At 41.2% G+C, this 22,403-nt stretch carries 18 protein-coding genes and 1 tRNA gene; 9 read left to right on the top strand and 10 right to left on the bottom strand.

The annotated features are described in order from the left end of the window. The first annotated feature begins 45 nt into the window (after nt 1-45). The 4 genes from CLV51_RS01275 (at nt 46) to CLV51_RS01260 (ending at nt 7,265) form a co-directional block, all read left to right on the top strand. The gene (locus tag CLV51_RS01275; protein WP_106526199.1) at nt 46-1,938 is read left to right on the top strand and encodes a cytochrome-c peroxidase; all 1,893 of its coding nucleotides are present in this window, start codon (nt 46-48) and stop codon (nt 1,936-1,938) included. Between the two features lie 71 nt (nt 1,939-2,009). Then, the gene (locus CLV51_RS01270) at nt 2,010-3,365 is read left to right on the top strand and encodes a N,N-dimethylformamidase beta subunit family domain-containing protein (protein ID WP_106526198.1); all 1,356 of its coding nucleotides are present in this window, start codon (nt 2,010-2,012) and stop codon (nt 3,363-3,365) included. Between the two features lie 168 nt (nt 3,366-3,533). Next, nucleotides 3,534-5,105 carry a hypothetical protein gene (locus CLV51_RS01265; RefSeq protein WP_106526197.1) on the top strand — a complete coding sequence of 524 codons (1,572 nt, stop codon included), beginning with the start codon at nt 3,534-3,536 and terminating at the stop codon, nt 5,103-5,105. A 261-nt stretch (nt 5,106-5,366) separates the two neighbouring features. Continuing rightward, nucleotides 5,367-7,265: an ABC-F family ATP-binding cassette domain-containing protein gene (locus CLV51_RS01260; RefSeq protein WP_106526196.1), complete on the top strand. Its 1,899-nt coding sequence runs from the start codon at nt 5,367-5,369 to the stop codon at nt 7,263-7,265. A 108-nt stretch (nt 7,266-7,373) separates the two neighbouring features. Here the strand turns inward: CLV51_RS01260 and CLV51_RS01255 are convergent, their stop codons facing one another. From CLV51_RS01255 to CLV51_RS01250, 3 genes are all read right to left on the bottom strand, one after another. Next, nucleotides 7,374-8,351 carry a class I SAM-dependent methyltransferase gene (locus CLV51_RS01255; protein WP_106526195.1) on the bottom strand — a complete coding sequence of 326 codons (978 nt, stop codon included), beginning with the start codon at nt 8,349-8,351 and terminating at the stop codon, nt 7,374-7,376. Between the two features lie 223 nt (nt 8,352-8,574). Next, the gene (locus tag CLV51_RS29735) at nt 8,575-8,700 is read right to left on the bottom strand and encodes a hypothetical protein (RefSeq protein WP_281261512.1); all 126 of its coding nucleotides are present in this window, start codon (nt 8,698-8,700) and stop codon (nt 8,575-8,577) included. 75 nt (nt 8,701-8,775) lie between these two features. Beyond that, nucleotides 8,776-9,366 (bottom strand): hypothetical protein, encoded by a 591-nt coding sequence (locus CLV51_RS01250; protein WP_106526194.1) that lies wholly within the window; start codon nt 9,364-9,366, stop codon nt 8,776-8,778. 328 nt (nt 9,367-9,694) lie between these two features. Between CLV51_RS01250 and CLV51_RS01245 the strand changes: the two genes are divergently transcribed. Next, nucleotides 9,695-10,990, top strand: coding sequence for a serine hydrolase domain-containing protein (locus CLV51_RS01245; protein WP_158266903.1), 1,296 nt, complete (start codon nt 9,695-9,697; stop codon nt 10,988-10,990). 164 nt (nt 10,991-11,154) lie between these two features. On the opposite strand, the gene CLV51_RS28995 is transcribed toward CLV51_RS01245, so the two are convergent. Then, nucleotides 11,155-11,226: transfer RNA gene (locus CLV51_RS28995), tRNA-Arg, on the bottom strand. 47 nt (nt 11,227-11,273) lie between these two features. Then, nucleotides 11,274-11,840, bottom strand: coding sequence for a MarC family protein (locus CLV51_RS01240; protein ID WP_106526192.1), 567 nt, complete (start codon nt 11,838-11,840; stop codon nt 11,274-11,276). An 86-nt stretch (nt 11,841-11,926) separates the two neighbouring features. Between CLV51_RS01240 and CLV51_RS01235 the strand changes: the two genes are divergently transcribed. From CLV51_RS01235 to CLV51_RS01220, 4 genes are all read left to right on the top strand, one after another. Next, nucleotides 11,927-12,511 (top strand): helix-turn-helix domain-containing protein, encoded by a 585-nt coding sequence (locus tag CLV51_RS01235; RefSeq protein WP_106526191.1) that lies wholly within the window; start codon nt 11,927-11,929, stop codon nt 12,509-12,511. 105 nt (nt 12,512-12,616) lie between these two features. Continuing rightward, nucleotides 12,617-15,829: a SusC/RagA family TonB-linked outer membrane protein gene (locus tag CLV51_RS01230; protein ID WP_245898590.1), complete on the top strand. Its 3,213-nt coding sequence runs from the start codon at nt 12,617-12,619 to the stop codon at nt 15,827-15,829. 26 nt (nt 15,830-15,855) lie between these two features. Then, a complete protein-coding gene (locus CLV51_RS01225) occupies nt 15,856-17,442 on the top strand; it encodes a SusD/RagB family nutrient-binding outer membrane lipoprotein (protein WP_106526189.1) in 1,587 nt (528 codons plus the stop codon). 273 nt (nt 17,443-17,715) lie between these two features. Beyond that, nucleotides 17,716-19,041 carry a DUF5690 family protein gene (locus tag CLV51_RS01220; protein ID WP_106526188.1) on the top strand — a complete coding sequence of 442 codons (1,326 nt, stop codon included), beginning with the start codon at nt 17,716-17,718 and terminating at the stop codon, nt 19,039-19,041. A gap of 75 nt (nt 19,042-19,116) precedes the next feature. Here CLV51_RS01220 and CLV51_RS01215 read toward each other — a convergent pair whose 3' ends face one another. From CLV51_RS01215 to cobU, 5 genes are all read right to left on the bottom strand, one after another. Continuing rightward, on the bottom strand, nt 19,117-19,335 hold the full coding sequence (locus tag CLV51_RS01215) for a Sec-independent protein translocase subunit TatA/TatB (protein ID WP_106526187.1): 219 nt from the start codon (nt 19,333-19,335) through the stop codon (nt 19,117-19,119). Nucleotides 19,336-19,464: 129 nt separating this feature from the next. Next, entirely contained in the window at nt 19,465-20,022 is a 558-nt protein-coding gene (gene cobC / locus CLV51_RS01210) for an alpha-ribazole phosphatase (RefSeq protein ID WP_158266902.1), read from the bottom strand. Further along, nucleotides 20,007-20,783 carry an adenosylcobinamide-GDP ribazoletransferase gene (locus CLV51_RS01205; RefSeq protein ID WP_106526185.1) on the bottom strand — a complete coding sequence of 259 codons (777 nt, stop codon included), beginning with the start codon at nt 20,781-20,783 and terminating at the stop codon, nt 20,007-20,009. The genes cobC and CLV51_RS01205 overlap by 16 nt, the downstream gene beginning before the upstream one ends. Next, complete coding sequence (cobT, locus tag CLV51_RS01200; RefSeq protein ID WP_245898589.1) at nt 20,780-21,826, bottom strand: nicotinate-nucleotide--dimethylbenzimidazole phosphoribosyltransferase; 1,047 nt, start codon at nt 21,824-21,826, stop codon at nt 20,780-20,782. The genes CLV51_RS01205 and cobT overlap by 4 nt, the downstream gene beginning before the upstream one ends. A gap of 10 nt (nt 21,827-21,836) precedes the next feature. Then, complete coding sequence (gene cobU / locus CLV51_RS01195) at nt 21,837-22,352, bottom strand: bifunctional adenosylcobinamide kinase/adenosylcobinamide-phosphate guanylyltransferase (protein WP_106526184.1); 516 nt, start codon at nt 22,350-22,352, stop codon at nt 21,837-21,839. Between the last annotated feature and the right edge of the window lie 51 nt (nt 22,353-22,403).

The following is a 22,403-nucleotide window of genomic DNA, read 5'->3' as shown; positions in this document are numbered from 1 at the left end:
TCTTAAACAGAGCGATCTCTGTTATGCCTAGAATCTGATATATTTATGAATGTACTAATTACAAATTGCTACCTCTTTGTGTTCATTTTGTTGGCAGCTTGTAATGGAAGACCGGCAAGCATTCCAGCATCAGAACAGGTACAACATTATTATCTCGAACATCTTAAGCACACGGATAGTATAGTAAAGCAACTGAATGCAGCCGCCATGGGGAATATGTCATGTACCAGGCTCTGTCAGCTTTTTAAAGAAGCAAGACAGGAATACAAACATATAGAGTTTCTGACGGAATATTTGAATCCTGAGATGGCCAAAGTAATTAATGGTCCGGCTACTCCTGAGGTAGAAGAGGAAGATAATGTAAACACAGTTATTCCTCCTGAAGGCTTTCAAATGATAGAGGGGGTCCTTTTTCCTGCATGCAGGATTAAAGACAGTGTAATGTTAAGAAAGCTTACAAGTGGACTGGTAGCGAGTTTTACGCAAACGATCTCCATTTCAAGAAACAGGTTGTTGTCGGATTCTACAGTGTTTAAGGCGCTGAGAAAAGAATTACTCAGATTGTCTGTATTAGGCCTGGCAGGATATGATGCTCCTTTCAGTGGCCATGCAATAGAGGAAGCGGCTGCTGTCTGGTCATGTTTTAATGATATAACGGAAATTTATAAGGAGAGGCTTATTAAAGCAGCTCCTGTAGATTATGGAAGAATAAAGGGTTTGATAGATAGTGGATCAGCTTATCTGAAAAATAATCATGATTTTGATTCATTCGATCGTATGCATTTTCTGACAGTTTACGCAAATCCACTGAGTGGAGCCTTGCTACATGTCGCGCAAAAGTCAGGTATCGACCTCAGTGATTCATATGGCCCTGTTAAAGCCAGTGCCGGAAGCGTTTTTGATAAAGATGCATTTACACCTGACTTTTATACCAGTGATGTGGAAGAACATTCCAGCAAAGAAAAGGAACTGTTGGGTAGATACCTGTTCTTTGATCCGGCGCTTTCCGGCAATGGAAAACGTGCTTGTGCTTCTTGCCACCAGCCAGGGAAAGCGTTTGCAGACAGTTTTATGAAAAGCCCTGCTATTAATGGACGGTCGGTGATTCACAGAAATACAGTGACTATGTTGAATGCTGCTTTGCAACCGGCATTGTTTTATGATGGCAGAGTCACTTATCTTGAAGATCAGATAACAGACGTTTTATCAAATGCAGACGAAATGCATGGTTCCATTGCTAAATCAATAGTAATGCTGCGTAATAGCAAGGCATATATGGAACTTTTCAGTAAAGCATTTCCGCAATCAAGAGATCCGCTTACTCCTTATCACCTGCAAAATGTTATTGCCAGTTACATCCGGTCGTTGATCAGCCTGAACGCCCCTTTTGACCGCTATATGAGAGGAGATCATACGCAGATGAACAGTGAAGAAGTGAATGGATTCAATCTGTATATGGGAAAAGCTAAATGTGGAACCTGTCACTTTGCTCCGCTGTTTAATGGCGCGTTGCCTCCAAACTTCACCAAAACGGAAGTGGAGGTGATAGGAGTACCGCAGGCAGCCGGCTCCCGGAAAATAGATAGTGACAAAGGCAGGTATACACTGCATCCGGTAGCGCCCTATTTATACGCTTTTCGCACACCTACATTGAGAAATGTGGCACTTACCGCACCGTATATGCATAACGGTATCTATTATACGTTGGAAGAAGTTTTGGATTTTTATAATAATAGTGGAGGGATTGGGGTAGGTATTGCGTTAAGTAATCAAACACTTCCTGCAGAAAGATTAAATCTGACTGCAGAAGAAAAGAAAAATATAATATCTTTTTTAAGGAAACTGACAGATACGGCTGCTGCTCATCGTTTACCCGATGCTTTACCCGCTCTGGACAATGAAAAAGGGAAACCCAGAATGGTAAACGTATACAATTAGTACGCGTTTTAATCAGATTTCGTGGTCACCTATATCTATTAATATTATTTAACCTAATCGATTATTTTTTTATGTTTCGACTTAAATTTAATCAGACAGTCGTTCTTACTTTATTATCCATTGCAGCTATTATTTATTCCTGCAAAAAATCATCAGATATTCAAGTAGAACCGCCGCTGCCGCCGGGCGCCAGCCCTGCTATCAGGGATGCTGGTGTACTGAATGGTTATCCGGATAAAATGTCTTATTACCCTGGAGATAGTGCAGGATTATTTACATCAACAGATAGTACTTATCAGAACAGGTCTATTCGCGTGTATGATATGGAAGGTAAAGTTAGTTTTGTAATTAATGCTGAAAAGTCATACAATCAAAGCCCACAAGGGGAATCGCCGTCTGAAGAAGGGTTTAAGTACGAACACCCCATACGGTTTATGATCCCCGCCAATACTAAAACCGGTGTTTACCTGATTGCAAATAAGATTCCTTTTGTTGTTAAATCCAAAGAAGAGAATGTAGACTTTACAGTTGTGTATCCTTCCAATACCGAAAATGCTTACTGCGAATCGGGCCGCAGAAGCCTCTATACATTGCCGGTAGCAAAGATGGTATCTTTCCTGCGTCCTATCCGTTTTTCTGAATATGGTGGTCCGGGCTTTCTCAAATGGATGCTGAAACAGAATTATAACTACAATGTTATCTGCGATGAAGATCTCGAAGATTACAAGAATATAAAGGGCAAAATATTGATCATTATTGGTCATAGCGAATACTGGACAAGACCTGGCAGAAGAAATTTTGATAGGTTTGTCGCGGAAGGTCACCATGCATTGATTCTTTCTGGTAATGTTATGTGGTGGCAGGTTAGAATTGATGCTACCAAACGTCAACTGATCTGTTACAAAGGCCTGGGAGAGCCCCCGGTTGCTGATTCATTGAAAACAATATATTGGAAAGAATCTAAGCTGAAATACCCGATTATTTCAAGTATTGGATGTGATTTTGACGGTGGTGGTTATGGAACGATCGCGAAGAATGAAGGTTGGGAAGGATTTAAGATAACCAGTCCCAATTCACCACTTTTTGCGGGACTCCACCTGAAGAAAGGTGATATAATTCGTTGCCCAAGCAGAGAGTATGATGGAGCGCCTCTCACTGGCTATGATGCAGAAGGTGTTCCGGTCCTTAACACAAAAGCAATGAAATTCGAAAAAGTAGAATTGGTTGGTTTTGATTTTGCCTTCAGAACTGTGAAAACTGTTCCTACAGCTATAGTTTTCAAAAAGACAAAGACCTCTGGAATAGTAGTGAATTTCCCTACCACAGACTGGTGTACTAGCCATAATTTCTCATTGCCAAAAATTGCTGATATTACTGCTAATGCAATAAATGGATTACTAAAGGATCAGAATATGTTCTCTAATTAATCCTCTCTTGTTTAGAGAAAAAAGCAATCGGATAAATAAGCTTTATCCGATTGCTTTTTTTATTTAAGAGGATGCCGATTCTTCATACTAATTGAAGTCTATTTGATAAGAATTAAACGCAATGTGCTTAAAAGCATATATTTGTAACTGGCAAGCAAATTATTACTCATGTTACGAAAATGCTCAATTGTAGCCCTGTTGGTCCTAACCTTCACGGCTATATCTTTAACATCGTTTAGTCAAAGTGCAGGTAGACAATTTTCTCTGGGCTTCTACAAAGCCATGGCTGATTCTAACAACTATCATTCATCTCTGCGGGATTATATGATACAGCCAGAATTTGAATTACCAACAGGTGATACAACAAAGAAGAGAAGCTGGTTTCACCGAAAGTTGTTTTCAGAACATCTCCTTCAATATAATAGGGAGGACTACGATTTTTACGCAAGCTTTTTGCCGGATTTTTTAATTGGCAGAAGCTCTGATAATGGTACTACCTGGCTGAATACACGGGGCGTAATTGCCGGAGGTCGCTTGGGGAAAAATTTTACTTTCCGTACAGAGTTTTATGAAAATCAGGGTAAGTTTCCTGCTTATGTAGATGCTTACGGCCGTCGGACACAAATAGTACCAGGACAGGGAGAATGGAAAGATTATAGTCATGGTAAAGCATTCGATTTTGCATATTCTTCCGCCCTGCTGGACTATAAAGCAGGCAAGTATCTCGATTTTCAATTAGGATATGATAAAAATTTCATAGGAGATGGCTACCGTTCCATGCTGTTATCCGATAATTCATTCAATTATCCATTTCTGAAAGTGATTGCCACTGTTGGTAAGGTACAATACACAACCATGTGGGCACAGTTTATTGATATGAAATATCCGAGAGCAGATTATGATAATGGATATCGGAAAAAATGGGGCGTTTTCAATTACCTTGATTGGAACGTAACCAAGAAATTTTCAATAGGCTTGTTCGAATCTGTTATATGGCAAGATTCGGATTCTTCTGGTAAACGTGGATTTGATATGAGTTACGCAAACCCGATTGTGTTTTTGCGACCTGTTGAATTTTCCGTGGGCTCCCCTGATAATGCCTTAATGGGCCTGAATGTTAAATATGCTTTTTCTAATAATTCTACAGCATACGGCCAGTTTATACTGGATGAATTTAAGTTGAGTGAAATGACGGGTGGTAAAGGTTGGTGGGCGAATAAGTTTGGAGGGCAAATTGGCTTCCGCTCTAACAATATTTTTCAGGTAAACCATTTGAATATATTGACGGAAATTAATGCTGCCAGACCATATACTTATTCTCAGAGAACAACACTTAATAATTATGGGCACTATAATCAACCACTGGCCCATCCAATGGGAGCAAACTTTGTAGAATGGGTTAATCTGGCAGATTATCAATATAAACGCTGGTTCTTTAAGGGAGAGGTAATGCTTGCCAGGTACGGACTTGATACTGCAGGAATCAATTATGGTAAGGATATCTACAAATCCTATAATACACGCAACTCAGATTATGGCAATCATGTTGGGCAGGGACTCAAAACCGACCTGACTTATGTGCAGGGAACAGTAGCATTTTTATTAAATCCGAAAATTAATCTTCGTTTGGAACTTTCTGTTGCTGGTAGAAGAGAGAAAAATGCCTACTATGACAATAAGGAGCTAATCTTCCAATTTGGTCTGCGTAGTTCATTCCGGCAGCTTTATTACGACTTTTAGGAGATAAAAAGCTATAAAAATATTCAAGCCCTTCCGCATTTAGCGGAAGGGCTTTTTATTTTTAACGCAAAGAGGGGGAGGATAATGGACAAAGGGCCGATACAGCATTCGAAAAAGATGTTATCATTCGGTGCAGGGAAAACGCTATTATTCAAATCTCTCTTCCTACTTATCCTATATTGAATATACGAAAAATATCATAAATAAAATACATAATCCCGGATTCCGTAGAGTGTTGCCGATAATTTATAACTTCGCGGAATGCATTACGTTACAGTAGAAGGGCTTACCAAATCTTTTGGGACCAAACCATTATTTAAGGATATTTCTTTTCATATTGAAGAAGGGGATAAAATAGCGCTGGTGGCGCTTAACGGTACAGGTAAATCTACCTTATTACGTATTTTATGTGGAAAAGATGTACCCGATAGTGGTAAAGTGTGGATCCACAAAGATGTAACCGTAGTAATGCTGGAGCAGCATTCCGACTTTGATTTGTCAAAAACAGTGATCGAGAACATTTTTAATCACGATAACCCTGTTCTGAATGCTATCAAGGAATATGAGCTGTTAACCGAAGAAGGACATGAGCCGGATCTGGATAAATTATCCGAGTCTATTGGCAGAATGGATGAACTCAATGCCTGGCATTTTGATACGAAAGTAAAACAAATATTAGGAAAACTTAATATACATAACCTGGATCAACAGGTTGGTTCACTCTCCGGCGGACAACAAAAAAGGGTGGCCTTAGCCAAAGTACTGATTGAAATTGGCTTTGAACACAAGCATGTCCTGCTGATCATGGATGAGCCCACCAACCACCTGGACGTATCAATGATTGAGTGGCTGGAAAATTACCTGGACCAGGAACGTGTAACCCTCCTGTTGGTAACGCATGATCGTTATTTCCTGGATAGTGTGTGTAATGAAGTAATGGAGCTGGACCTGGAGCAGTTATTTATTTACAAAGGTGATTATGAGAATTACCTGGAAAAGAAAGCCGCCAGAGAGGATAGTGATAAATCCAGCGTAGATAAGGCCCGTAACCTGTACCGTAAAGAACTGGAGTGGATGCGTAAACAGCCTAAAGCACGTACCACCAAATCTAAATCCAGACAGGATGCCTTCTACGAAGTAAAAGAAAAAGCCAGCCAGCGTGTGGCAGATCAACAGCTGGAGCTGAATGTGAAGATGACCCGTTTGGGTGGAAAAATCCTGGAACTTAAAAAAGTATACAAAGCTTACGGTGATCACGTAATCCTGAAAGGAATGGATTATACCTTCAAAAAAGGAGAGCGTGTAGGTATTGTTGGTAAGAATGGAGTAGGGAAAACCACTTTCCTGAACATGCTATTGGGCAGCGAACAACCTGATTCCGGTAAAATTAACATAGGCGAAACCATTGTTTTTGGAAACTACTCCCAAACCGGGTTAGTGGTGAAAGAAGATGTACGGGTGATTGAATTTGTAAAGAACATTGCAGAAAACTTCCCCCTGGCAGATGGTACCAAAGTCAGTGCAGCACAGTTCCTGGAGCTGTTCCTGTTCCCGGCTGAAAAACAATACACTTATATATCCAAGTTAAGTGGAGGTGAAAAAAGAAGATTACATCTGCTCTCTATCCTCTTCCGTAATCCTAACTTCCTGGTATTGGATGAGCCAACCAACGACCTGGATTTGCCTACACTAAGCATTCTGGAAAGCTTCTTACAGGAGTTCCAGGGCTGTGTGATCATAGTGAGCCACGACCGTTATTTCATGGATAAGCTGGTAGAACACCTGTTTGTTTTTGAAGGAGCAGGTGAAATACGTGATTTCCCTGGGAACTACAGCCAGTATCGCGAATGGCAGAAGGAAGAAGACAAGAAAAAAATATTACCTAAAAAAGAGATACAAATAGAACCTGCGGTGGTAGCAGTTCCTGTGCAAGAGAACAAAGGACGTAAAATGTCTTTTAAAGAAAAGCGTGAGCTGGAATTGCTGGAACAGGAGATAGAAAAGCTGGAAGTAGAAAAGAAAACATTGGAAGCGAAATTATCCAGTGGAGAATTGTCTTTTGATAAGATGGAACCTATGACGCATCGCATAGGAGAAATCATTCAGTTGTTAGATGAGAAGGGAATGCGTTGGCTGGAGCTGAGTGAAATAAATGCATAAATTTTTATATAAACAGAAGGGGCAGCACTGTATAAGTGCTGCCCCTTCTGTTTATATGCAATATTGTATGTATTAAAAGAATTTACAAGAATTAGTGAAATAGCTATTTTAATTTTCTCTTTTAAAGAAAAGGTACATTTCACTTCCATGAGGATGTTTTTTCTTTTCTTTCCATTCCTGCTCACTGCGCCTGTTCACAGCGGCATAAAAGGGATAGGAGAACAGGGAGGGAATAAAATCTATAAGCAGCAGCGCATAATGTTTGAGGTTCTTAGCTCGCTTATTTTTGACTTTGTTGAAAATAATGGCTGGCAGCTGAATGAAATTGAGCAATAGTAATTTATTCCTCAAACGATTTATTTCCTTTCGTGCGGCCTTATTCTTCGCTTTGGCCGCATCTGTAAAGCTCCACACAAATTTTGGAGAACTTTGTGAGATCCATTTGATGGCGCCATGGTAATGATTGCCATAGTACGCTTTTGATAGTTGAAAATTATGCTGATTCATTAATTCAGCCGTTTGAGAGGAAGTAAGTCTTCTTACATGTCCGGGATCTTCAAAGAAAAATCTGTTTCCCATTGCTTCATTGATCCCATCACTTCTTAATAAAGATAAATGATGTTCAAAGCTGCCTTCATTGCCGCAAGGAAAAATAAGCAGGGCGGCTGCACCGGTCTTTAGAAAATCATTTATCTCGGCCATTGTTTTTTCAATATCAAAGACATGCTCTAACACATGATGCGAAAAGATAAAGTCGAATTTTTCATTCAAGGAATTACCCCTATCGTTATCAGATACAAAAAAAGTGCAATCCGGGAACCGGTTTTGTGCATGCGAAATGGCCACTTCACTGATATCACATCCGTAAACTTCCCAGTGGGGCAGCGCTTTTTTAAGTACTTCGGTGAAAACGCCGTTGCCACAACCAAAATCCAACAGTCGCCCTTTTTCGGGTAAATCCAATTCTCTTAGGATTTCAAAGACTCTTCGTTTTTTATTTATGTCCCAATCATCCATATATCCTTGTGTAAAGCGCTCTTCATAGAATTGCTTTGAGTCCTCTTTGGAATATAAGTTTTTGTTCATTTGGGTATTAGTTTTTGTAAATTATAAAGGGTTTCCTTTTTGTGGAGATAAGAATAAGATAGCCGGAACATGACATGTAAAAAGGGAAGCCTCTTTTTGCTAAATCTAAAGAAAATATTAATATTAATGAAATATCTGGGAGGCATTTTTTAATTGTAGCTAATTGGGCAAAAAAAAACGTAAACACCAGATGAAGTGTTTACGTTAATTAGGCAGAGCCTCGTCAAGAACGTTCGGTAGGCTTGCTGTTGTAGAACTTCCTGAAATGTTTGTTATATAATTCTTCGTACAATTTTTGAACCTGGAATATAGGCCCGTATACTTTACCCAGGTAACGCGAATCCTTCACTTTATTTGTTTATCATAATACCCCTGTATAGCTTCCCGGTGTTGAAAGTAGCCGTTAATTAAATACAGTTCGCCATTATGGCCGTATTTTATTTCCTTTAAGAATCATCATTGTGCCATAGGCGGAGGTTGCAAGTGCACACCCGGTGCTTATGATTGGTGTTGTCACATACGTTGGAAATCCTTTGCTGATTAACATAAATCCTACTATAGCAACCAGGCAAACAAATGCCCCCATAAAGTAATCAAACTTACGGTTAAACACTTTTGCTAAAGGAAAAAAATGCATGCCTACAATTAATGCAATGCTTGCGATGAACCAGTTATCGTGGCCGGTATTTGCCAATACATTTTTAATTACTAATATACCAACGCCCTCGGCTATAAAAATAATAGTGAACCTTTTGCTCTTTGCTTTCTCATCCCCATTAGCAACAACAGGTTCTTCGGGTAATTTTTTAGCCATAGAATGAAACTTTGCATAAAAAACTAAAAACGATAAAACGATCAGGGTAAACAAGGCCCCTATAAGCCAATAATCGCGACCATGTAATGTTACCTCGCCGATTATCACCCACACTATGGTAGATATAATCATAAGTGATAATCCGCCTAAAACACTTTCAAGCTGCTTTTTTGAACCATTAGCCGTAGCTGAGTAATTCATTGTGAGTGTTTAAATTGTTGACAAATGCGGTAAATATATTACTTATTTTTTCACTGCAAAAAAACGAATCATTAGGGAATGTGGGAGCAGTGTTAAAATCATATAAACCGAATACATCACATTTATCTGCTGTTTCATCCCATAATGAAAATTAGTAAACAGCAGGATAATATCTTGACTAAAGATGCCTGGTACAGAGATTCATCTCTGGCAATACCAGATCTAACAAATTGATAAAGGCATTCAATCCATGGTAACATCTTATAAAATTCAAATCAAGATGAAAAGAATATTTATATTTTTGATGTGCTTTTCAAATCTGTCATGCTTGGTTGCACAGGATATACAGAGGAAAATTGATACACTGGTGACAGCCTATGTTAATTTGAACAAATTCAGTGGTACAGTGCTGGTGGGATATCACGGTAATGTGATAATAAAAAAGGGTTATGGTTTCAGGGATGCCGAAAATGGGGAGTTAAACAATACAAATACTGTTTTCCAGATCGGTTCCATTACAAAGGAGTTCACATCAGCTGTCATTTTAAAACTGGTGGAACAGAAAAAATTATTCCTATCCGACAAATTGAATAGATTCTACCCCGATTTTCCCAAAGGAGATAGTATTACTATTGAAAGCCTCCTTACACATACTGCAGGTATTCATGATTCTACACGGAGACAAGGCTTTGTTAGCATAGCAGTGATGCCTGCTAACGAGCAAGGAATGCTGGATCAACTAAAGTGCAAGCCCCCGGAAGTTTCTCCGGATAAAACATTCATCTATAGTAATTCAGGATACGCATTACTGGGTTATATCATTGAGAAGGTGACGCATAAGCCCTATGAGCAGGTGGTGAGGGAGATGATTTTCGGTCCGCTAAACATGCGAAACAGCGGTTTTGATTTTACGGGTTTGAAAAATATCAATAAAGCCAGGGGCTACATGGCATTTTCCGCACTGGAACAAAAAGAATGCCCTGCAATAGATTCTTCGGAACTCTTTGCGGCGGGAGCAATGTACTCAACAGTTGAAGATTTATATAAATGGCACCAGGGTCTGCAATCCGGACTTATTATGAGTAAAACAATGTTAAACAGGGCTTATATACCGTTTAAAGGAAAGTATGGGTATGGCTGGAGAATTGATTCAGTATATAACAAAATGACCGTTGGCCATAGCGGGGGAATGCTGGGCTTCAGGGCTAAAATGCTCCGGATACCGGAAGATGACCTGTTCATCATGCTATTGAGTAATCGTTCTGATGATCCTTATCTGGAAGCCATTTCCCGGTCGATCCTTGCCATTATATATCAGCAGCCCTATGTTTTACCAGAACAGCCTGTCAGGTTGAGTGATAAGGCATTGAGAGCCTATGCCGGCATTTACGAATTTTCACACGATAGTTGGGTAGACATTATATTTGTAGATGGACATCTGATAGGCCATTCTCCCAAAAAGACATTGGAATTATTCCCGCGCAAACAGGACCTTTTTTATATAATGGAAAGGGAAGGAGAGGAAGGGAACATCGGGTTTGGAAGAGATGAAAAGGGAGAGGTGAATGAGATATATCTTATCAAAGGAGATAATAACAGATCGGTGGGTAGAAAGATCAGGTAGGTGGATATACCCCCTATTTAGTGTCATATAATGTCACATCATTTCTAGGAAAAATATACTATCACTTTTTATGTAGGTATCTGTTCTTTGCGTTGAAATACACGTCCAGTAAGTAAAAACGCCCGAACCTAGTAGAACTAAGATCGGGCGAATAAAGTATTTTGTAGCCTCGTCAAGAATCGAACTTGAATCTGGAGCTTCGGAAACTCTTATACTATCCATTGTACTACGAGGCCTGGAAGAACGCAAAACTACATTTTCTAAGGTAGAATCCCAAATTACATTAAAGATTGATGTTACTCTTGAATATTTTAACGGCTATAGCCAGCAGGATGACCCCGAAAAATTTACGTAATACCATCAGTCCGGCCTTTCCCAGCATGCGTTCTATAGTATTTAGGCTGCGTAATACAAGGTATACGATCACCAGGTTAAGGCAAATGCCTGCCAGGATGTTATACTGGCCAAAGTTGGCTTTTAACGACATAATAGTGGTAAGGGTGCCTGATCCGGCAATGAGCGGAAAGGCAATAGGAACCACACTACCGGCTTTGGCGTCTTTTTCACTTTTGAAAAACTCTATGCCCAGGATCATTTCCAGCCCGATTACGAAAATTACAATGGAACCCGCTACAGCAAAGGAATGCACGTCTACACTCAACAGCTTGAGAAACTGCTCTCCTACAAATAAGAACAAAATCATGAGGAAACCTGATGCCAGCGTGGCTTTCCCTGCATCTATATGTCCCAGTTTTTCTTTTAATGAAACCAATATGGGGATAGATCCTACAATATCAATGACCGCAAATAACGTAAAGGTAATAGCCAGAATTTGGTCGATACTGAACATAATGCGTGATTTGTGTAAATATAGGGAGAAAGATGAAGGTTTTATGCTTACCGCTTTCTACCTATATTTGTCTTAATACTATCTATATGACAGAGGATATCATTATTCAGATCAGTAATAAGATCAAAGAGAAACGGAAGTCAAAAGGCATTACCATTCAGGAACTGGCAGATAAAGCGCAGGTGAGCAAAGGCCTGATATCCCAGATCGAGAATAATAGAACCGTGCCGTCACTGCTGGTACTTATCAATATTATCAAAGCCCTGCAGCTGGATATGAATGAGTTCTTCAATGAAATAGACCAGCAAACACAGGGCGCTAAAGTGATCATCAAACAAAAAGCATCTTACCAGGTATTTGAAAAAGAACCGGCAAAAGGCTTTGTATATAAAAGAGTACTCACTAAAAATGTAAAGAATTTTCCGGTAGATATTGTACTGCTGGAATTAAAAAAAGGCGCACGACGCCCTCATATTGTAAGAACTGATGCCTACGAGTATAAATATATTATTAAAGGCAGCGTGGAATACCTGATTGACAATGAAAAATATATACTCGAAGAGGGCGACTCCCTTTTCTTCGATGGCCGCTTAGGGCATAAACCCGCTAATATAGGAACCGACAATGCATTAATACTGGTCGTCTATTTCTTCCTCGATAGCGACAAATAAGTATTTACAAATACTTAACATTAAATTTAGTATATCTTAACATTCTGATCATATTCGAGATGAACCTTTGCATGGTAAATAAAATAATACCAAACCTACATTTCCATGCAATCAAATCTACATCGAGCACTCAAAAAGCAGCTATGCGCTATGCTATTGCTGCTACTCATTGTAACATCCGTCCGCGCACAACAAGCGGTTACCGGAAAAGTAATCTCCGGTGATGACAACCAGCCTGTTATTGGCGCTACGGTTAAAGTAAAAGGTGCCAACCGTGGAGCAGTAACAGATGCCAACGGTGGATTCAGTATCTCTGCTGCAGGCACCGACGTGCTGCAGGTTAGTTTTATCGGATTTTTATCTGCACAATACCCTGTTAAAAATGCCACTAATATTACTATTACACTCCAGCCGGATAAAAAAGCACTGGATGAAGTAGTAGTAACGGCACTGGGTATACGAAAAGAAGTAAAACGCGTAGGATACGCTGTGCAGGAAGTAAAAGGGGCCGACCTCATCAAAGCCCGCGAACCTAACCCCATTAATGGTCTGGTAGGTAAAGTAGCTGGTCTCACAGTAGGCGCTTCTGCTGAACTGTTAGCTGCCCCGCTGGTATTATTACGTGGTAATAATATTAACCTCTATGTAGTGGATGGTGTACCCATCAACTCCGATACCTGGAATATTTCTCCGGACGATATTGAAAGCTACACAGTACTGAAAGGTGCTACTGCTTCTGCATTGTACGGCTCCCGTGGTCTGAATGGTGCTATCATGATCACCACTAAAAAAGGAACAAAAGATAACCGTGGTTTATCCATCGAGTTTAATTCCAGCACCATGTTTGAAAAAGGCTTTAATGCGCTGCCTAAAGTACAGGATGAATATGGTCCTGGTGATCACGGTAAATATGCATTTGGCGATGGTAAAGGCGGTGGGGTAAATGATGCCGACTATGATATCTGGGGCCCTAAATTTGAAGGTCAGGCAATACCACAATATGATAGCCCTGTTGATCCTGCTACTGGTAAACGTACCGGTACGCCATGGATTGCACGCGGTAAAAACAACCTGCAACGTTTTCTGCAAACAGGTATGTTGAGCACCAATAATATTGCGGTGTCATCACATACAGAAAAAGCCGATCTGCGCTTCTCCCTTTCAAACTCTTACCAGAAAGGTATTGTACCCAATACCTCATTGAACATCACTAATTTCAACATCTCCGCAGGGTATAATTTTTCTTCCCGTTTGCGTCTGGATGCTTATATGAACTACAACCGCCAGTCTTCCAATAATTTCCCGGATGTAACTTACGGTCCTAACAGTATTATTTATAACACCCTGATTTGGGCAGGCGCCGATTGGAGCATGGATGATATGCGCAATTACTGGCAGCCTGGTAAAGAAGGTATTCAATCCATTTATGCAGAATATCAACGCTACCATAACCCCTGGTTCATGACCTACGAATGGTTGCGCGGTCATTATAAAACAGATATCAACGGCTACGCCAAGCTGAATTACAAAATCACAGATAAGCTGGAGTTGCTGGCGCGTACACAGGTGACCACCTATGATATGATGAGAAATGAGAAGATGCCATTTTCTGCTCACCCATATGGTCGTGAAGAAGGAAAAGGAGATTACAGAGAAGACAAACGCTCGATGTATGAAAACAATACGGATGTATTGTTGTCTTACACCAATGTATTCCCACATAAGATCGGTGTACACGCCTCTGTAGGTGGTAACGCACGTTCTTATAAATATAATTCCAGTTACGTTTCTACCAATTACCTGAATGCACCAGGATGGTATGGATTTGGTAACTCCCGTGATCCATTGTTTGCTACCAATTATCAGGCATCCATGCTGGTGCTGAGTACCTATGGTTATGTAGATGTAGACCTGGGCAAATATGCCACTATATCACTGACAGACCGTTTGGATAAGTCTTCCAACCTGCCTACCATCAATAACACTTATTCTTACCCTTCTGTTTCAGTAAGTACAGTGGTATCTGATTATGTACATCTGCCGGAAGCCATCTCTTTCCTGAAATTCAGAGGTTCCTATGCTAACGTAAAAGGTGGCTTTACACAGGCTACCATTGGCGCTACACCATTGGCAACTTATCCGCTGGGTTATGGTAATGAATACCAGTCTGCTTACGACGGACCAATTTATAACTCTGCTGTTTATAATGTTACGCCGGTTTATCTCAATCAGGCAGGTGCTTTTTACACGCAAACAATTGCTAACCCTGACCTGAAACCTTTTGCCAGTAAGGTAACAGAGGCTGGTTTGGATATCCGTTTCCTCAAAAATCGTATAGGCGTTGACGCTACTTATTTTACCAGTCAGAATGGTCCTCAGATCTATGAAGTAGTGATTGCCAACTCTACGGGATATGCTAAAAACCGTATCAATGGTGTATATACACGTAAAACAGGTTACGAAGTTTCATTGACTGGTTCTCCATTGAAAAATCCTAATGGATTGAACTGGAATATCATGGCCAACTGGTCTACCTACCAGGCGAAATATACTAAGATATATGATGGAGAAAATAAGCTGAATGCTTATGTAGGAGTAGGAGATCGCGTAGATAAAATCTACGGAACAAAATTCGTAAGAACACCTGATGGTCAGATCATCAATGGATCAGATGGACGCCCTGTTGTAAATCCAACACAGCAATTCCTTGGTAATGCAAGCGCTGACTGGGTTTGGGGTATCAATAACAATTTCAGTTATAAAGGTATCAGCCTTAGCTTCCAGTTCGATGGTCGTGTAGGTGGTAGCATGATCGATTATATTCAGCAACAAACTTTCCGTGGCGGACGTAATATCTTAACTACGCAAGGTGCTATGGGTGATGCCCGTTACCAGGATTACAAAGGAGTGAAATCATGGCTGGGTGAAGGTGTTGTGGTAAGTAACAATACACCTATTCAGTACGATAATAATGGTAATGTAACCAATGCTGATAAATTGCAGTATGCACCTAACACTACCAAAACTTTCCTGCAGGATTATATCAGCGTATATTATAAAGCCAACGAAGCAAATGTGATCAGTAAAACATTCGCTAAACTGCGTGAAGTAACTATTGGGTACGCACTCCCGCAAACCTTGCTGAAAGGAACTTTCATCAGATCTGCCAATATATCTTTTGTAGGCAGGAACCTGCTTTACTTTGCAAAAAACAAAGATGTGGATCTTGATCAATATCCTGGTCCTGATCAGGGATCTTCAACCCTGCAAACACCTACTACAAAAAGGTATGGCTTTAACCTGAATCTTACATTCTGATCACTGACTAATTAAACACGCATTGTATGAAATCATTTAGAATAATAGCCTTCACTGCTTTAATAGGCGTCGCGATCAGCGGTTGTAATAAGAAGTATGAAGATTATGCAATAAACAATAATAAACCATCTAAGGTGCCGCCAAGTCTTGTGCTGGGTGGTGTTTTAGCCGACATGAACAACGATAAACCCTGGAGCAGTGTAATGCGCTGGAACCAGTTTGACTGCTGTAACTATAACTATTATGGTGATCAGCGCTACGATTGGAGCGGTGCCGATTTTGGCAGCTACTTCTCTATGACAAACGTGCAGCAGATGGAAGCAGAAGCTACCCGCCTGGGTGGTAAAACCGTCAATCCATATACTGCATTAGGTAAATTTTTCCGTGCCTTTTTCTTTTATCGCATGACTAACCTGGTAGGTGATTTACCATTAACAAGTGCATTACAAGGAAAGGCAGATCTGACACCAAAGTATGATGGGCAAAAAGCGGTATTTGTGCAGATCCTGCAATGGCTGGATGATGCAAATACACAGCTGGGCCAGCAGGTAACTAATCCGGATAAAAGTGCTACCGCCGATGGACAGATACTGAAAGGGGATTTCTATTTTGGTAATGACCTCAGCAAATGGCAACGTGCAGTAAATACTTTTCGCTTACGTGTACTCATTACATTGAGCCAGAAAACAGCAGATGCAGATCTGAAAGTAGCACAGCAATTTAAGGATATAGTAAGTAATCCTGCTAAATATCCACTGATCGAAACAATGGATCAGAACCTGCAGTTTACCTACAATAATATCAACAAATATCCGTCAAACCCCGATAACCTTGGTTTTGACGCTACACGCTATAACATGTCGGCCACGTACCTGAATACTTTGGTAGGCTTGAACGATCCGCGTGCATACGTAACAGCAGAACCAGCTACGCAGCAACTGAGCCAGTTGCATAAGCTGCCTTCAGATATCACGGCATATGTAGGCGCAGCATCCGGTGAAAGCCAGGATAATATGTCTTCCAAAATGTCCAGTGTTGATACTGCTGCATATTCTGTGCGCAGCAGAAGCCGTTACTACAGCAGTTATGCAGCAGAGCCTGGGGTAATCCTTGGTTTACCTGAACTGTGTTTTAATATGGCGGAAGCTACCAACCGTGGATGGATAGCTGGTGATGCAGAAGCATGGTATAAAAAAGGTATCAAAGCTTCGCTTAGCTTCTATGGTATTCCTTCAGAAGTAGCCGGTACAGTTACAAAAACGTATGCGGGTGTACGTTATGATATCCCGTTTGATTTTGAAAATACTTATTACAAACAGGCCGCCATCAAATATCAGGGAAATAATGCGCAGGGACTTGCACAGATCCTGACACAAAAATACCTGGCCTTCTTTGAAAATTCAGGTTGGGAAGCTTATATCAACTGGCGCAGAACCGGTGTACCTACCTTTAGTGTAGGCTCCGGTACCGGCAACAGTGGTGTGATTCCCAAACGCTTTAAATACCCTGACTCCGAAAGAGCTTCTAATACTACCAACTGGACGGCCTCTCTGCAGAGTCAGTTTGGTGGAACAACAGATGATATTAATGCGGGCATGTGGTTGTTGAAATAATCTGAACTGTGATTTTTGTGATTTTTATGATTCTCCTGATGAGCGAAGATCATAGCAAAGATTAAAACAAAATAAAGGGATGGCCTGCCTCGGCCATCCCTTTATTTTGTTAACGCAGTCAGAGAAATCTTTGCTCATCAGGAGAATCATAAAAATCATAAAAATCACAGTTCAGATTATCTTAATGTTCAATAATACTTAACATTAAGTTCAGTATTTGTTAACAATGGGTTTACATTGGAACCTCACCTTTGGCCCAAATCATTTGTTACGATGTTGAATATTCCGTGGATACAGAAACGACTGCAAAAGGCGCATCACCTTACATTCTCTTTATATGCTGCACTGGTAGCTTTCGGTACTTATTCCTGCATGTATGCCTTCCGTAAACCCTTTACATCCGGCATATTTGAAGGGATTACCTTTCTGGGAATAGATTATAAAATATGGCTGGTCATTACACAAACAATTGGTTATGCCTGCAGTAAATTTTACGGTATCCGTTTTATTGCGGAAATGAAAGGCCACAGCCGTGCGCGGAACATCATGATATTGATTCTGATTTCCTGGATCTCTTTGTTATGCTTCGCTATAGTGCCTTCTCCTTATAATATTATTTTTCTTTTCTTTAATGGTTTCCCGTTGGGCATGATTTGGGGACTGGTATTCAGTTACCTGGAAGGCAGGCGCAGCACGGAGTTCATGGGTGCTGTGTTATCTATCAGCTTTATTTTTTCTTCTGGTTTTGTAAAATCGGTAGGTAAGATGGCCGTAGTGAATTGGCATGTAACCGAGTTCTGGATGCCTTTTATAACCGGGTTGGTGTTTATTGTCCCTATACTTATTTTTATTCTGTTGCTGGAGCAAATACCACCGCCTTCGGTGGCTGATGAGCAGTTAAGGACCAAACGCGCACCTATGAATAAGCAGGACCGCAAAAGCTTTCTGCAAATGTTTTTGCCCGGTTTAATACTCCTGATTGCCAGCTATATATTACTTACTATGCTGCGGGATATGCGCGATAATTTTGCGGCAGATATCTGGAAAGACCTTGGTTATGGCGCCCAGGCAGGTATTTTCATGCAAACAGAAGTACCCGTTTCTATTGCGATTATTGCCATCATGAGTTTGCTGGTGTTTGTGAAAAATAATTTTCATGCATTCATGCTCAATCATTTAATTGTGATTGCGGGCTTTATGATAGCATTGGTGAGCACTTTATTATTTAAACAGCACCGCATAGATCCGGTGTGGTGGATGACGTTAACGGGCCTTGGTTTATATATGGGTTACATTCCGTTTAACTGTATTTTTTTCGAGAGATTGATTGCAGTATTTAAGTACGTGAGTAATGTGGGCTTTATTATTTATGTAGCCGATTCTTTCGGTTATCTGGGAAGTGTAGGGGTGATGTTGTTCAAAAATTTTAGCGGTGTATCGCTCTCCTGGAGCCAGTTTTTTATGGATGCTGTACTCAGTGTATCCGTTACCGGTATAGTGATGATGATCGCGTCTTCCTGGTATTTTAAAAAGAAATATGAAGCAGTGAACAATAAAAATGACGTAACAGTAAGTGGGGAAGTGCAGATGGCGGCATAGCTACTGCAAAAAAGAAATGGTAAACCGGAATGTAATATTCCCGGTTTACCATTTCTTTTTATAGCTAAAACTTAATTAGCTTTTTGCGTCAGACGCATCAGCTTTAGTATCTTTCTTTGATGGCTCATCTTTGGCATCTTTAAACTCACGTATGCCGCTACCCAAACCGCGCATTAATTCAGGTATCTTTTTACCACCAAACAATAACAATACTACCAGTGCTATCAGCAGTAATTCTTTGATACCTATTTCCTGCAAAAACAAAAGCGGGATATTCAAAAAAGATGTTGTCATTATATCAGATTTTATTGTGTTCTTTTATATACTGTATTTGGAAACATAAAGTTAGCACGAAATACGAGTTTTTTTGTTTTTTAAAGAGATATTTAAAAATTTTAACATAATTCGCTTGCCGGCAATAAGTTATAAATTAGAAAATATCACTTTTACCTCTCCGTTTTCTACCTTTAAATGTGATATCCGGCCATAATCAGCCTTAATATCAAAGGCATCTACCAATGCTGTATCGGTCACATGCGCCAATATACACCGGATCACTCCGCCATGGGTAACGATCACGGCATCCTGCTCCTTTGCGATCACTTCGTCCAGTAATTGTATGCTACGGGTATAGAGTTCTTCATAGCTTTCGCCACCGGGTATGTGTTCAAATACCACATTATCAGCCCACTTTCTGAGGGCAGTACGGCTGATATCATCCCATGGGAGCATCTCCCAGCTCCCAAAATTCATTTCCTTTAAGCGTGCATCTGTTGTATAGTTGCTGCCAAACAGCGCATTGGCCAGCTTCTCGCAGCGTTGCAGCGGGCTGGTATATACGTCATACGGCCGGGCAGGCAGCAGTGGCTTAATACGGGCGGCTTCTTCTTCAAAAGTATTGGCTACATCTATGTCAGATGCGCCGTAACAAATACCACTTTCGATAGCCGGTGTGGTATGTCTGATCAGGTATATTTCCATGTGAGAATACAAAAACATAAATAAATAACAGTCTCTGATACCTGCTGTACAGCCCCCAGGCAATCGCCGGTATAGCCGCCTATCCATTTGCGCATCAGTCGCGCCAGGTACCAGCGGGCCAGCCACAGGGCGGGAATGGTGAGCAGCAGGGTATAGTTCTGCAGGTAAATCATTGCTGCCAGGAAGGGTAACAGGCCAAAGGCAGCTGCAATAGATAAATCAGGTAAAGTGATGCCATTGGCAATAGGCTTTGCTTTACTGTCTTCATTTTCACGCACATAGGAGTGAGTATAAATAATCGTTACTGCTATAAACCGGCTCAATGGTTGTGCGGCTATAATAGCCAGCATTACTTTGTAAAATGAAAGTTCCCGCAGGCACAAAAATTTCAGTGTCATCAGCAGTAACAGCCCCAGCATACCATAAGTACCTATGCGGCTGTCTTTCATGATGTCCAGAATCTTTTCTTTGGTCCAGCCACCACCAAAACCATCGCACATATCGGCAAAACCATCTTCATGAAAAGCGCCTGTTACCCATACACCAATGATGATAGACAAAAAAATACTGATCATAGGCGGTGCAATGTGCCAGAGTACATATAGTACAGCTATCATAACAGCACTTGTTATCCAGCCTATCAGCGGCAGATAACGGGTAGCTTTACTGAGCATATCCGTGTTAAATGGTGTACTAACGGGAACGGGCAAACGAGTATAAAACATAATAGCGGTTAGCAAGAGCTGCCACTGTTTTTTCATATCGTACGATTTGATACCTGTGCACTGTTGAAACTGGCCATTTCTTCCAGGAAGGCCACTGCGCTCTGTATGAGTGGAATTGCCATGGCTGCGCCGGTACCTTCGCCCAGGCGCATATCCAGTTGTAACAGGGGTTGTACGCCCAGGTGTTGCAACATAGCCTTATGGCCTTTTTCTTCGGAGCAATGTGCAAAAATGCAATAGTCTTTTACTGCAGGTTGCATATTAGCGGCTACCAGCAAGGCAGAAGTAACAATGAAACCATCTATTACCACCAGCATTTGCAGTGCTGCTGCCTGTAATATTGCTCCGCAGATCATGGCTATTTCAAAGCCGCCAAAAGTAGCCAGCGCCTGTTCCGGCGACTGGGGGAAGGCGTGTTTTGCTATCACCTGTTGCAGCACAGCGCGCTTTTGTGCCAGCTGCTGTGCATTGCTGCCGGTGCCGGCACCTACACAATCCGCCAGCGGGATACCGGTAAAATGACTCATCAACAAGGCGGCGGCAGATGTATTGCCGATGCCCATCTCTCCAAAGCCTACAATATTGCTACCATTGGCGTGGAGTAATTTTACTTCTTCGGCACCGGCCTGCATAGCCAGTCTGCATTGATCCAAAGACATGGCCGGCATATGCAGAAAGTTCTGCGTGCCCATGCCCATCTTACGGTCTTTCAACAAAGGATGAGGCGCAAATGCATGATTCACCCCAGCATCTACTACAGTCAGCTGCAGGTGATGTTGCCTGCAAAATACATTGATAGCGGCACCGCCCTGCAAAAAATTATATACCATTTGGGCGGTAACAGCCTGTGGGAAAGGATTTACAAGTCCATCTGCGGCTATGCCATGATCACCCGCAAATACAATGATCGCGGGCTGCTTCAGCACCGGCGTCAGCGTATTTTGTACCATGCCTGCCTGCAGTGCAAGCCCTTCCAGCTTGCCCAGAGATCCGGGTGGTTTGGTTTTCTGATCTATCTTATCCTGCAATGCTGCTCTCAACGTTTGCGGCACAGGTGTTATCTGAATATTATTCATCATGACTGTTGATTTATAACGCGTCTTTTTTTATTACCACGGGTATACCGGAAACCATCAATACTACGGTGCCGGCTATACGTGCAATGTATTGGTTTACCCATCCCTGCAGGTCTGTAAACTTGCGCCCTACAGACGTTTCAGCGTGTACACCCATCCCTATTTCATTGGTAACAATGATAAAGGTGCCGGCTTTTTGCTGCAACGCATGTATTTCTTCCTGTATGGCTTGCAGTGCAGCGTCCATATCATATTCGTGATGTACAAAAAAATTGGTCAGCCAAAGTGTTACACAGTCGATCACAACGGTGTGTCCGTCCAGTGGCAGCCGGCTTACATGCAACTCTTCTTCGTAGTTAACCCACACCGGGCCACGTTCGTCTTTATGCCGTTGTATGCGCTGTGCAAAATCATCATCCCATACTTTGGCAGTAGCCACATACACGGGATGTGCACTTTGTGATAAAGCAAGTTCCTGTGCGTATTTACTTTTGCCGGACCTCGCGCCGCCTGTGATCAGATGAATCATATTATAGCTGTTAGCTGTTAGTGATTAGCTTTTAGCAATTAGCTTTCAGGT

Source organism: Chitinophaga niastensis, from assembly GCF_003014755.1.
GTDB classification, from domain to species: Bacteria; Bacteroidota; Bacteroidia; order Chitinophagales; family Chitinophagaceae; genus Chitinophaga; species Chitinophaga niastensis.
Note: the sequence above shows the minus strand (reverse complement) of the source record. Positions and strands in the feature narration are given on the sequence as shown.

Excerpts from the sequence above, each read along its gene's own strand:
- CLV51_RS01275 (WP_106526199.1), top strand. The coding sequence starts at position 46 with ATGAATGTACTAATTACAAATTGCTACCTCTTTGTGTTCATTTTGTTG.
- CLV51_RS01270 (WP_106526198.1), top strand. The coding sequence starts at position 2,010 with ATGTTTCGACTTAAATTTAATCAGACAGTCGTTCTTACTTTATTATCC.
- CLV51_RS01265 (WP_106526197.1), top strand. The coding sequence starts at position 3,534 with ATGTTACGAAAATGCTCAATTGTAGCCCTGTTGGTCCTAACCTTCACG.
- CLV51_RS01260 (WP_106526196.1), top strand. The coding sequence starts at position 5,367 with ATGCATTACGTTACAGTAGAAGGGCTTACCAAATCTTTTGGGACCAAA.
- CLV51_RS01255 (WP_106526195.1), bottom strand. The coding sequence starts at position 8,351 with ATGAACAAAAACTTATATTCCAAAGAGGACTCAAAGCAATTCTATGAA.
- CLV51_RS01250 (WP_106526194.1), bottom strand. The coding sequence starts at position 9,366 with ATGAATTACTCAGCTACGGCTAATGGTTCAAAAAAGCAGCTTGAAAGT.
- CLV51_RS01240 (WP_106526192.1), bottom strand. The coding sequence starts at position 11,840 with ATGTTCAGTATCGACCAAATTCTGGCTATTACCTTTACGTTATTTGCG.
- CLV51_RS01235 (WP_106526191.1), top strand. The coding sequence starts at position 11,927 with ATGACAGAGGATATCATTATTCAGATCAGTAATAAGATCAAAGAGAAA.
- CLV51_RS01230 (WP_245898590.1), top strand. The coding sequence starts at position 12,617 with ATGCAATCAAATCTACATCGAGCACTCAAAAAGCAGCTATGCGCTATG.
- CLV51_RS01225 (WP_106526189.1), top strand. The coding sequence starts at position 15,856 with ATGAAATCATTTAGAATAATAGCCTTCACTGCTTTAATAGGCGTCGCG.
- CLV51_RS01220 (WP_106526188.1), top strand. The coding sequence starts at position 17,716 with ATGTTGAATATTCCGTGGATACAGAAACGACTGCAAAAGGCGCATCAC.
- CLV51_RS01215 (WP_106526187.1), bottom strand. The coding sequence starts at position 19,335 with ATGACAACATCTTTTTTGAATATCCCGCTTTTGTTTTTGCAGGAAATA.
- cobC (WP_158266902.1), bottom strand. The coding sequence starts at position 20,022 with ATGGAAATATACCTGATCAGACATACCACACCGGCTATCGAAAGTGGT.
- CLV51_RS01205 (WP_106526185.1), bottom strand. The coding sequence starts at position 20,783 with ATGAAAAAACAGTGGCAGCTCTTGCTAACCGCTATTATGTTTTATACT.
- cobT (WP_245898589.1), bottom strand. The coding sequence starts at position 21,826 with ATGATGAATAATATTCAGATAACACCTGTGCCGCAAACGTTGAGAGCA.
- cobU (WP_106526184.1), bottom strand. The coding sequence starts at position 22,352 with ATGATTCATCTGATCACAGGCGGCGCGAGGTCCGGCAAAAGTAAATAC.